Here is an 11,816-nt window from a genome sequence, read left to right as displayed (position 1 = left end):
AAATTCATTAAAATTATTTCCGGGCGAAAACCGCCGTAATACTGCAGATTTTCGGCAAAACAAATGAACTCATCCAACATATCTTGACCGTCAGCCACTTTATCGCCAACCGCTAATAGATTGGGCAATGGATAACCATTGTTTCTAAATCCATCCTTTTCTTGCTCGGATATTCCTTGGTAAGCGTTCAGGATAAAGTGCTGCGTATAATCGCCCTTACCCTGAGCCTTGATTTGCGCCTCGTCCCAGTAAAGTCCGCCGACTTGAATATGTTCTGTGCCGGAACCATCAACATAAGCGCTCCAGCGCGCAGGTTTGTCAGCAAAATTCCTCGCAGCCGGACCAGAACTGTAATAGTCTCCAAACATAGCCGCGATATTTTTACAAAACATATTACCTCCTAAAAATTTCTGTCTATATATCGTTGGCTGCGAAAAATCGTCCCATTTTTTTATTATTTATAATTCGGCGCGGACGTTTCAGACAATCGCCCCCGTCAAACATTCTCCGGCACATTCGCCGCAGTTGGTGCATTTGTCCGGGTCAATGACGGCCAGATTGTTTTTTAATTCAATGGCCTGGAAAGGGCATTTTTTGACACAGCGGCCGCAGCTGATGCAGGCTGCCGCGCAGACCGCTTTGGCAGTCTTGGGTGTGTCGTGGTTGCTGCAAATCACTTGTTTCATCTCGCGCTGTGGCACGCGCTGAATGATTTTTTTGGGGCAGACTTTGAGGCAGGCGCCGCAGTCCAGGCATTTGTCCAGATCGACGCGCGGCACGCCGTATTCACTGATAGTTATAGCGCCGAACATACAGACTTTTTGGCAATCACCGAAACCCAGACAAGCGCGCGCGCATTTTTTGTAGCCGCCCTGCAAAATCGCCGCGGCCTGGCAGGACAAAATGCCGGAATAAGCAAAGGCGTTCAGCGCGCGCACGCCGCCCTGACAAAAAACGAAAGCGATTTTCCGGCCGGCCGGCGCGGCGGCTTCTTTATTTAGCAGCCCGGCAATTTTTTGCAAAGTCTCCGCCCCGCCCGGCACGCAGAGATCGATAGCCGCGCTGTTCGCCGCTAGAGCTTCAGCGTAACCGGCGCAGCCCGACTGCCCGCAGGCTCCACAGTTATAACCCGGTAAAATTTCCTGGATCCGCTGGATCAGCGGATTTTCCGCGACGGATAGCCAGACCGCGGCCACGGCCAAAAGCAGACCCAAAACTCCGCCCAAAATCACCAGTGTCCAAAAACCAGCCGTCATAAAAAACCTCTAGCCGATCTGCAAACCGGAAAAACCCAGGAAAGCGATAGACATCAAAGCCGCGGTGATAAAAGTGATCGGCACGCCCTGAAAACGTTTTGGCACAGGCGAGGTTTCCAGACGTTCGCGGATACCGGCCATAGCCAGCAGCACCAGCGCAAAACCCAGCCCCGCGCAGACGCCATGGACGATCGACTGCAGCAAATCGTAATTTTTATTGATATTCAAGATCGCCGCGCCGAGCACAATGCAGTTGGTCGTGATCAGCGGCAGATACACGCCGAGCGCTTTTTGCAGCGGCGGCGAAAATCTGCGCAGTCCCATTTCCAGCAGCTGTACCAGAGCGGCGATGATCAAAATAAAAAACACGGTCTGCAGATAAGTGATCCGCAGCGGGACTAAAACGTAATACTGGATCAGCCACGTAGCCAGCGAGGACAAAGCCAGCACAAAAGTCACCGCCGCGCCCATGCCGACCGCGGACTCCAGCTGGCGCGACACGCCGATGAACGGGCAAATACCCAAAAACTGGGTCAGCACAAAATTATTGATCACCAGCGCGGAAACCATAATAGCAAATAGAGACATTAGAAAATTTTAGGGGCAATTCTCCGTAAAAGTCAAATTTATTGAGTTAATACTTCCTGATAAACCGCCCGATAACTTCCGGCAGTTTGGCGATAATTTCTTCACGGATAACGGGCGGTATGGATGGCGCGCTGTGTCTTTTTCTGCCAGAATCATTGGCGTCCCAAAAAAGCGAGTGCGCCGGCACATGCAAAACAGCGGCGATCCTCTCGACAACTTCTATAGAAGGAAATTTGCGTCCCATTTCTATTTCGGCAATGTAAGTGGACGACATCTCGCAATCCAGCGAAAGCTGGAGCTGAGAAAGCTTCCGTCCCTGACGCAGTTTTTTTAGATTGCTGATGAAGAGCTGTCGCAAAGACATAAGTCCTTATAAACTATGGCTAATAGCCTTGACAAATGTCTTATAGCCACTATAATAATGGCTATAAGACATTATAGAAAAATAAAGGGGGTATTTTTATGACCATAGCTAAAGGCCAGCCGATGGTGGCAGACGATATTTTGCATTTAACTTTTTTTCCGGTGGGCGCGATACTGATGTATGACGGAAGCGGCTGGACGGACAATGTTACGCTCAAAGGCTGGTATGCCTGCACAGCAGCCAATGCCGCCGCGGGACTAACGCCGGATCTGACGAATAAATTTATCATGGGCGCTGTCACTAAAGGCGGCGGGGGCGGCAGCAACAGCCTTACGTTGACCACAAGCAACTTGCCGGCGCACAGCCATCAATTGTCCGGCTTGAGCGCTGACACGGCGTCAGGGCACACGCATAATTATTCAGGATCATCCGGCGGTGGCACAACCCACAGTCATAACTTATCCGCTGTCAGCGTGTCCGGCGGAGACCACAGTCATACATTTACCGGCACGGATGCTTCCGGGTATATACCCATTGGTGATGCGACTGTGCTGGTAAGTAGGGGTGGTATGAATGGTGTGTTTTCTTCACAAGTTGGTATCACGTGGGGACTTGAGAGTTCTAGTAATAGCAGTGGCATAAAATTTTCTATGACACCGTCCGGCACGATTGGCAGCACGGGACACACGCATACGCTGGCCGGTGATACAGCCGGTGAAGGCTCGCATATACATTCCTTTTCAGGGACTACAGGGGGCGATGGCGCTCACACGCATAATATTTCCGGCGGCAGCGTGGGCGATACCGGCTCCGGCATGGCTTTTGACAACCGGCCGAGTTATTACGCGCTAATCTATATCCGTAAATGCGCGTAAACATACTATAAGTTCGCTAAAATCACGGCTGTTTTTTGCCGGAAATCTCTGTTATGATGCCAGATATTAAGGGGCAGTTATGCAGCAGCATAGCAAAGGCAAACATTCGCACAAAATCAGGACCGCCAGCGGCAAAACCCATAATTTCACGGCGCGGAATGTCAATCTCAATAAACTCGCGGCGCGCAAAATTAATTTCAAGTGGCTGCAATCCGAATTGGAAAAAGAAAAATTTTTGCTGGACGCCAGCGATATACCCATAGACTAATTTATGGCTGAACTATTGCTCAAAAACAGATACTCTCTCGGAGAGCCGCTCAAAACAGACACCACTAGTGTCTGGCACAAAGGGCTGGCGCTGGCCGCCGGACAAACAATCTCCATACGCGTTTACCGGCCAGAATTTTGCCAGCCCGCTTTGCTGGAAAAAATCCAGGACGGTATTTTAGAAACCGCCGGTCTGCGCCACCAAAATATTACCCGCATCATCGACAGCGTTTACCTGCCGGACGGACGCTTTGCCGTCATCTACGACACGCCTTATGAAAAATCCCTGGAGGATATTCTGGCCAGGATCAAACGCCTGCCGCTACCGGAAACCCTGAACATCATCGCCGCCGTCGGCAAAGCGCTGGAGCACGCGCAGGATCAGGGCATCGTACACGGCGCGCTCTGTCCGGCCAATATCGATGTTTTGGATAACGGCGAAATTAAAGCGCGCAATTTTTATATTGACGGTCTGCTTAATTCTCTGCTGGCCGCCCAGAACAAACCGTCCATTCTCGATCCGGCCTATCTGGCGCCAGAGCAGATACGCGGCGAGAAATTAAACAAAAGCGCTGATGTGCTGGGGCTGGGGCTGATCTTTTACCGGCTGCTGGCCGGCCGCACAGCTTATCCAGAAATAAATAACAGGCAGATGATGCTCAAGAATTATCTGCGGCCGCCGGAAAAGCTGACAATTATTTTGCCGGATTTTCCGCAGTACCTGGAGGACATTATTTTCAAAGCCTTGCAGCATCGCGCTATTTACCGCCAGCAGTCCGCCGCGGAATTTCTCGGCGATCTGGACGCGCACAAAGTCGCCATGCCGGTGGCAGAATTGCAGCAGCGCGAAACCGCGCGGGCCAAGCCGGAAAATCAGCCCGCCGAACAAAACGCGCCGGAATATGCTAATATTGACGGACTGGACGATATTATTCCGCAGCACCGCGCGCAAAGGACAAGCATGCCGACAGAAGAAATTCCGAACGATCCGCCGGAACCCCAAAAGAGGCTGACGCTGCCTTTAGACCGGATCGTTTTTTACGTGCTCCTCGGGATTTTTGCCGCAGGGTTGGCGTTGTTTATCAATTCTATTTTTTTTAATTATTTTGATTCCGTGCCGCGGCTCTCCATTCCAGAGGCGCTGGATCTGCCGATCGAGGAAGCCACTCTTCTGCTGCGCGAGCAGGGTCTGCGCGTCAAATTTGGCGGCTATATCAATTCGGATATTACGCCCAATTACGTGGTCGCCATCGATCCGGCTGTCGGCCGCGTCGTCAAGAAAAACCGTATCGTGCGCATTTACGCCAGCCAGCAGACGACCAATCTGACCGCGCCCAATCTGGTCGAGCACACGCTGCAGAGCGCCGCGCCGCTGGTGGCTGACCGCGGTCTGACGATCAATGTGGCCGAGCGTCTTTACAGCAATAAATATCCGGCCAATCAAATTATCAGCCAGTCGCCGGAAGCCGGCGCGGCTGTCGAGCGCGGCGGGAAAATTAACGTTACGCTCAGCGATGGTTATCCGGTTTGGCTGGAATTCAAAGAAAAGACCGCTGAAAAAATCTCTTTGCTTCTGCATCTGCAAAACGAGCCGGAATGGGAGCAGCAAAATGCTGTGGTCTATTTGCAGACCGGCAACCGCCGCCGCAAATTTGCCGAAAAACTTTTGCACCCGGGGGAAAGAATTACTCTGGAAATCAATACTGAACCGGAAGCGATCATTGAAGTTTATTATTTCAACGACCTGGCCTACCGTCTGGAATTGAGAAACGAAGAAGATCAGCCGCCGGTTTCCGAGAATATAAATTAAGGCACGCTTCCGGGTTTGCCCGCCAGCTTAAACAATTCGTTTTTCCAAAGCTGCACGCCGGGCTGCACAAAGGGATTGTGCCCGAGCAGGTAGCCCTGTATGGCTGTCGCTTTCATTAAGAAATAATGATATTCGCCCAGATTTTCCGGCGTGATCTTTTCCAGCTCGATAGTCATATTTGGCACGCCGTCCGCATAGTGCGCGGCCAGCGGCCCGTCAATAGTCATTTTGTTTATGTCATTCAGCGTCAATTTATTTTGCGGTATATAATTGAGCTCGTCGGTGTCGTCCGCGCACAGCGGCACCGGCAGGTCGGCGCGCGGCGTCATAATTTTGGTGGCGATCTCAAACAAATTGCGCGGCCCCTGCTGGATCAACTGGCCGATCGAGTGCAGATCGCGCGGGAACACCGCCGGCACAACATGCAGTCCGTGGCCGCAATGCCCTTCGGACTCCGGCTCCAGCTGCATAGTCCAGGCGATATTCGACTCAAAAAAGGCCGAGTTAGTGACCTGATACTCCACCGCCGCGCCTTTTTGCCAGGCTATAAATCTTAATAAAGCATAAAGCGCGGCAGGATTTTTTTCCGCATCAGGATTGTCGATAAGCGGCAGAGCTTTGCGGCAGCCCGCTAAATATTCCGCGATGTCGATGCCGGCCATAGCGATCGGCGCCAGACCGACCGGCGTCACGACGGAAAATCGGCCGCCGATATTGTCCGGTATGACAAAAGAAGCATAGCCTTCCGCGTCAGCCAGCCGGCGCAAAGCGCCTTTTTTAGCGTCCGTCACAGCGATAATATAATCTTTGGCGTTTTTACCCTGCCGCTGCTCGATCAGCCGCTTGATAAAACGAAAAGCCAGCGCCGGCTCGGTGGTCGTGCCGGATTTGGAGATCACGACCGCGCCGCAATTTTTACCCTCGCCGATCTTTAAACAATGCGCGTAAAAATCCGGATCGGTGTCACAGCCGATAAAATATAATTTGGTTTTCAGAAGATCATTGTAGTTCTTGCCGTAAACCGCTTCGATGACAGCTTTCGGCCCCAGATATGAGCCGCCGATACCGATAATAAAAATCATATCGCATTTAGCGGTCAGTTTTTGCGCGGCGTCTTTAATTTTCTGAATTTCCGTCGGAGTTATATCTCTGGCATAAGTCTGCCAGCCGATCATCGGCACGCCTTTGTCCTGATTGTCGCCCGCGCCGCGGTTGAGCGTTTCGATAATTTCTTTTACTTTCGGGAAGAGCGCCCGCATTTCCGCTTCGGTAATCTGAATAGCGGTCTTTGGCGTGTTCAGCATGTTTTGATAATTGAGTTTCATTATTACACCTCTCTGCCGCCCCCGGCGGCATCTTCCCTTACAAAGAGAAAATTATATTTTCTTACGACAAGCCTGATTATATATTTCCGTTATTTTCTCCACCACCTGTTCGATAGTCAGGCCGGTCGTATCGATCTCCACAGCATCGTCCACTTTACGCAACGGCGAAGCCTGGCGCGTACTGTCCTTGCGGTCGCGCTCGATAATATCTTTTTGAATTTCCGCCAGGTCTACCCGCTCGCCTTTGTCCAGCAATTCCTGATAACGCCGCCGCGCGCGTTCCTCGACCGAGGCGGTCAGAAAAATTTTTAGTTCCGCGTTTGGAAAAACCACCGAACCGATGTCGCGGCCTTCCATGACAATATCGCTGTTCTGCGCGGCCAGACGCTGCCGCGCCACCACACAGCGGCGCACTTCCGGCACGGCCGAAACCGTGGAAACATTTTCGGTCACTGCCTGGCTGCGAATTTTACTCTCGTCGATCTGCGCGAAATCAGTCTGCCCGGCCGTCTGAATGACCGCCGCCGCGTCCTGTAAATTTACGTTTTCGGACAGAGCATTATAAGTCACCCAGCGATAATACGCGCCCGTGTCGATATGTTTGAACTCCAGGTTTTTGGCCAAAATTTTGGCGATCGTACTTTTGCCGCTGCCCGCTGGCCCGTCGATGGCGATCTGCATGAGGGGATTATAACATAAGTAATACGGCGCCATAATTTTATGTTAAACTAAACTCATGGCAGAACACGCGCCAAAACTGAATTTAGCGCAGACTTTAAATCTTTCCCAGCAGCTCAAGCTAATGCTCAATCCGCGCATGCTGCAGCTGCTTAAAACCCTGCATCTGCCTTATCAGGATCTGCTGGAGTCCATCAATAAAGAAGCGGCGGAAAATCCAGCGCTGGAAATTTCGCGGCAGGACGAACTGCTGAATTACGCGCGGACGCTGTCGCGGAGCGGTGAACGTTCGCTGTCCGGTTATGACGACTCGCGGCCGGACAAAGAGCTGAAGGCGCGCGGCCCGACGCTGCATGAACATCTGCTGCAGCAGGCCCGGCTGGAAAATCTTGACGAGGCCGATCTACGCATCGCCGAACAGCTTATCGACGCCATTGACGAGCGCGGCTATATTGAGGATTACAAAGCCTTGCGGGAACAGATCGTGGCCGGCGGCGCGACAAAAAATCATGTCGAGCATATATTGGGGATCATTCAAACTTTTGAGCCGGACGGTGTGGGCGCGCGCGGTCTCAAGGAATGTCTGCTGATCCAGATCCGCGAATATAATTTTGAGAATGCCGCTCTGCAGGAAGTCATTTCCGACGCGGTGAAATATCATCTGGACGATCTGGCCAAAAAAGATTTCGCGGCCGTGGCGGAAGATCTGGACATCGAATTGGCCGGCGCAAAATTTATCGCGGAATTCATCGAAAAAAACCTCAATCCCCTGCCGGGCAATGCTTTTAAAAGCGACGATCAGGTGCAGACGATAATTCCTTCTTTTATTATCAAGCGCGCGGACGACAGCGGCAGTTTTACGGTTTTAAATTTAGAAGCCGACAAAGGCCCCCGCCTGAACATTAACAATCAATATTTGCAGATGCTGGGTAATCCGGATACCGACGCCAAGACGAAAGAATATCTGCACGAGCGCCTCGCGGCGGCCAAGATTTTTATTGAGAATATCGAGAAACGTTATCAAACCGTGCAAAATATCGTTGATATTATCGTAAAAACGCAGACGGATTTTTTGCAAAACGGTTACTACTGGCTGAAACCTTTGCAGCAGGACACGCTGGCGCAAAATGTCGGCGTGCATCCCTCGACGATCAGCCGCGCGGTGTCCACGAAATACGCCGAAACCCCGCAGGGCTTGTACCCGCTTAAATATTTATGCCCGCGCAATTTCAAAGGCTATACGGCGATGCAGATCAAAGGCATGTTGATCAAAATTATCCGCGAGCAGCCGCAGCTTTCTGATCAAAAAATCGCCGATCTGTTGCAGGAGCAGCGCGGCATTCCGATCAAGCGGCGGACTATCGCCAAATATCGAACAGATCTAGGGGAGGCTTCGTCTTATGGACGCAAAAAATAATTTGCAGGAATTTTACGGCGGCGGCATCAGCGCGCTATACAAAAAACTAAACACTTCGGCGCAGGGGCTGAGCGAAAAAGCCGCGGCCGCCGCCTTGCAAAAATACGGTCTCAATGAACTGGCCGGGAAAAAAGCCGAGCCGCTGCTGGTCAAGGTTTTTAAATCTTTGAGCGAGCCGATGGTGCTGATCCTGCTGGCGGCCTCCGCGCTATCGCTGTTTATTCAGGATTATATAGAAGGGGCGGCGATACTCGGCGTGGTGCTCATCAATACGGTCATCGGTCTCTGGCAGGACGCCAAAGCCGAGGATGCCGTCAACGCGCTGCGTAAAATGCTGGCGCCGCAGGCCAAAGTCTTGCGCGGCGGCAAACTGGAGATCGTCACCGCCGCCCGTCTGGCGCGCGGGGATATTTTATGTTTTGAAGCGGGCGACATCATACCGGCGGACTGCCGCCTGGTTTCCGGACAGGATATTATGCTGGATGAAGCGCATCTCACCGGCGAGAGCAAGCCGATCGAGAAAAAGCCGGCCGATCTAAAAGGCGAAAAAAAACTTTACGAGATGACCAATGTTTTATTCGCGGGCAGCCGCGTGATTAATGGCGCCGGGCAGGCCGTTATTTTTGCCACAGGACGCGCCACGCAAATGGGGCTGATCGCTCAAAACATCGCCGAGGCTCAGGAAGAAAAAACGCCGCTGCAAAAAAAACTGGATAAAGAAACTGCTTTTCTCGTCCAGGCGGCGTTCTTTGCCGCGCTGGCGGCGGCGGCGCTAGGTTTCTGGCGTGGCGGACTGGCCGCGTGGCACTCCACGCTGCTGATCGCGGTCAGTGTGATCGTATCGGTTTTCCCCGAAGGCCTGCCGGCGTCGATCTCTATCGCGCTGTCGCTGGCCGTCGAGCGTCTCGCCAAAAAATCGGTCATTATCAAAAAAATGGTCTCGGTGGAAACACTCGGCAATGTGGACTATATCTGCACGGACAAAACCGGCACGATCACGCAGCACGTTATGACGGTCAAAGAATATTTTATCAAAGGCGGTTATCGCGCCAGCGCGGAAATACTGGCGATGCTGGCCGATGGCGACACGGAGTTGATCAACGATGTTTTTGAAGCGGCGCTCACCGCTTCGACCGCCAGTCTGGTGGAAAAAGACGGGACTATTCAGCAGGAGATCGGCGACCCGACCGAGACCGCGCTGTTAAAGTCCGCTTACTTGAGCGGTTTCAAAGCGGAAACTTTGCTGAAAACTCACAAAGTTCAGGAAATGCTGCCTTTTTCTTCCGACCGTATGTACTCCGCCGCCCGGGTGCTGGAGAGCGACAACAGCGTGGAAGTTTATCTCAAAGGCGCGCCGGAAAAAATCCTCGCGCTCTGCGACCGCTGGCATGACGGCGCAGAAACTTTGCCGCTCAAACCCAAGCAGTTTCTGGCCGAGCTAGCGGAAAAATCGGCCAAAGGTTTCCGGCTGATCGGCTTCGCCAAGTTTACCGGCAAAGTTTCGCTGACCGCTCCGGAACCTCACGGCGTATTTTTAGGCGCGGCGGTGATTTATGATCCGCCCAAAGACGAAGTGAAACAGGTCATCAAAGAAGCGCAGGCCGCCGGAGTGCGGGTCGTGATGATCACCGGCGACAGCAAAAAAACTGGCTTTTCTATCGCCGAGCATGTCGGCATCGCGCAAAACATCACGCAGGCCGTGGAAGGCAAAGACTGGGAAAAATATTCGGAAGCCCGACGCGCCAAAGCTGTGGAAGATCTGCGCGTGTATTCGCGCGTCGCGCCGCTGGACAAGCTGGATATAGTCGCCGCGCTCAAAGCCAACCAGCACATTGTGGCCATGACTGGCGACGGCGTGAATGACGCGCCGGCGCTGAAAAAAGCCGATGTGGGCATTGCCATGGGCAAAGCCGGCACGCAGGTCGCGCAGGAAGCGGCGGATATTATTTTGACCGACGACAATTTCTCGACGATCGTGCACGCCGTGCGCGAAGGCCGGACGGTATACAGCAATCTTAAAAAACTGATCGTCTATCTCATTACCAATAACATCGGCAAAGTGCTGGCTATTCTCGGCCTGCCGCTGTTCGGCTTCGGCGCGCCGTTGTTGCCGCTGCAAATACTCTGGTCTAATGTCGTCATGGAATCCCTGCCGTCCGTGGCGATCAGCACCGACGGCGCGGCGGCGGACATTATGCGCCGTCAGCCCAGCAAGCTCCACGAGCCGCTGATCAATAAGCCGGAAAGAATAAAAATGTTTGCGGACGGCCTGATCTTTGGCGCCATGATCGCCGTAGGTTTTCTGGCGGCGTGGTTTCTTAACGCGCTGCCGGCCGGCGTAGCCAGCACGGCGTCACACGCGCGCACTCAGCTGGCTTACGCGCAGACCGCGGCTTTTGTTATCGCGCTGCTCAGCCCGCAGATCTATTCTTTTGTTTTGCGCGACGGCAATCTCTGGCAAAAATTTTTCCGGCCAAATTTTCTGCTGAAATTATTTTTCGCGCTGAATGTTTTTGTCACCTGGGCAATAGTTTACGTGCGGCCGCTCAATGCGGTTTTCGGCACTGTGCCGCTGGATAATTATTATATTTTGACCGTCGTGCTGATCTGCTCGCTGCTGCCATCGCTGATCAGGCTGGCGGCGAGCGGATGGAAAAATCAAAAAAATCTTTTGTAGTATAATATCTTTATGCCAAACAAAGCGGTTTTAACTTTATTCAAGAAACTGGTGCTGGCCGAAAATTTGGGCAAACCGGAAGTATATTTGTTCGGCAGCCGCGCGCGGCAGGATTGCACTAAAGACAGCGACTGGGATTTCTTGGTGGTGTCTGATAAGAAATTATCACCCAGAAGCGCGCTGGACGTCAAAAACAGTCTGTGTATGAAATTTCATGATGTATGGCTTTATCCAGTGGATATTATTATTAGGGACAAGAAAACTTTTGCTCGGGAAAAAACATTCCTAATACTATTGCGTATGCTGTAGATAAAGAGGGTCTGAAATTATGATGTCTGATAAAATCGCAATATTTAAACAATGGCAAAAAAAGCAGGGATTGACTAAATAATCTGTCTCCTCCGCGCCGTTTTAAAAAAGTCTTTGAGCAGCTGTCCGGCTTCAGCCGCCAGCACGCCGCCGACCACTTCCGGGCGGTGATTTAATTTTTTTTCGGCTGGAATATTCAGCACAGAGCCGCAGGCGCCAGCTTTAGGGTCGGCGGCGGCGTAGATCACAC

12 protein-coding genes are annotated in these 11,816 nt (G+C 52.3%); 6 read left to right on the top strand and 6 right to left on the bottom strand.

The genetic code is table 11. The annotated features are described in order from the left end of the window. The 4 genes from LBJ25_00550 to LBJ25_00535 form a co-directional block, all read right to left on the bottom strand. Positions 1-392 (bottom strand): hypothetical protein (locus tag LBJ25_00550; GenBank protein ID MDR1452453.1); only part of this gene is annotated, 392 nt, incomplete at its 3' end. Between the two features lie 87 nt (positions 393-479). Next, complete coding sequence (locus tag LBJ25_00545) at positions 480-1,256, bottom strand: RnfABCDGE type electron transport complex subunit B (GenBank protein MDR1452452.1); 777 nt, start codon at positions 1,254-1,256, stop codon at positions 480-482. A gap of 9 nt (positions 1,257-1,265) precedes the next feature. Further along, positions 1,266-1,844, bottom strand: a complete 579-nt coding sequence (rsxA, locus tag LBJ25_00540; GenBank protein ID MDR1452451.1) for an electron transport complex subunit RsxA — start codon at positions 1,842-1,844, stop codon at positions 1,266-1,268. 46 nt (positions 1,845-1,890) lie between these two features. Next, positions 1,891-2,208, bottom strand: coding sequence for a helix-turn-helix domain-containing protein (locus LBJ25_00535; GenBank protein MDR1452450.1), 318 nt, complete (start codon positions 2,206-2,208; stop codon positions 1,891-1,893). Between the two features lie 98 nt (positions 2,209-2,306). Here LBJ25_00535 and LBJ25_00530 point away from each other — a divergent pair, with 98 nt between their 5' ends. From LBJ25_00530 to LBJ25_00520, 3 genes are all read left to right on the top strand, one after another. Further along, a complete protein-coding gene (locus LBJ25_00530; protein ID MDR1452449.1) occupies positions 2,307-3,083 on the top strand; it encodes a hypothetical protein in 777 nt (258 codons plus the stop codon). Between the two features lie 79 nt (positions 3,084-3,162). Next, on the top strand, positions 3,163-3,351 hold the full coding sequence (locus tag LBJ25_00525; protein MDR1452448.1) for a hypothetical protein: 189 nt from the start codon (positions 3,163-3,165) through the stop codon (positions 3,349-3,351). Positions 3,352-3,354: 3 nt separating this feature from the next. Beyond that, positions 3,355-5,160 carry a PASTA domain-containing protein gene (locus tag LBJ25_00520; protein ID MDR1452447.1) on the top strand — a complete coding sequence of 602 codons (1,806 nt, stop codon included), beginning with the start codon at positions 3,355-3,357 and terminating at the stop codon, positions 5,158-5,160. On the opposite strand, the gene LBJ25_00515 is transcribed toward LBJ25_00520, so the two are convergent. Together LBJ25_00515 and cmk are read right to left on the bottom strand one after the other, a co-directional pair. Beyond that, positions 5,157-6,485 carry a glucose-6-phosphate isomerase gene (locus LBJ25_00515; protein ID MDR1452446.1) on the bottom strand — a complete coding sequence of 443 codons (1,329 nt, stop codon included), beginning with the start codon at positions 6,483-6,485 and terminating at the stop codon, positions 5,157-5,159. The two genes, LBJ25_00520 and LBJ25_00515, sit on opposite strands and share 4 nt — an antisense overlap. Positions 6,486-6,536: 51 nt before the next feature. Beyond that, a complete protein-coding gene (gene cmk, locus LBJ25_00510; protein MDR1452445.1) occupies positions 6,537-7,166 on the bottom strand; it encodes a (d)CMP kinase in 630 nt (209 codons plus the stop codon). A gap of 55 nt (positions 7,167-7,221) precedes the next feature. Here cmk and rpoN point away from each other — a divergent pair, with 55 nt between their 5' ends. From rpoN to LBJ25_00495, 3 genes are read left to right on the top strand one after another with little or no spacing between them, the layout of a single operon-like run. Next, positions 7,222-8,580: an RNA polymerase factor sigma-54 gene (gene rpoN / locus LBJ25_00505; protein ID MDR1452444.1), complete on the top strand. Its 1,359-nt coding sequence runs from the start codon at positions 7,222-7,224 to the stop codon at positions 8,578-8,580. Then, positions 8,564-11,257: a cation-transporting P-type ATPase gene (locus tag LBJ25_00500; GenBank protein MDR1452443.1), complete on the top strand. Its 2,694-nt coding sequence runs from the start codon at positions 8,564-8,566 to the stop codon at positions 11,255-11,257. The genes rpoN and LBJ25_00500 overlap by 17 nt, the downstream gene beginning before the upstream one ends. 12 nt (positions 11,258-11,269) lie before the next feature. Then, a complete protein-coding gene (locus LBJ25_00495; protein MDR1452442.1) occupies positions 11,270-11,566 on the top strand; it encodes a nucleotidyltransferase domain-containing protein in 297 nt (98 codons plus the stop codon). Positions 11,567-11,816 lie beyond the last annotated feature (250 nt).

Source organism: Candidatus Margulisiibacteriota bacterium (assembly GCA_031268855.1).
Taxonomy (GTDB): Bacteria; Margulisbacteria; Termititenacia; order Termititenacales; family Termititenacaceae; genus Termititenax.
Note: the sequence above shows the minus strand (reverse complement) of the source record. Positions and strands in the feature narration are given on the sequence as shown.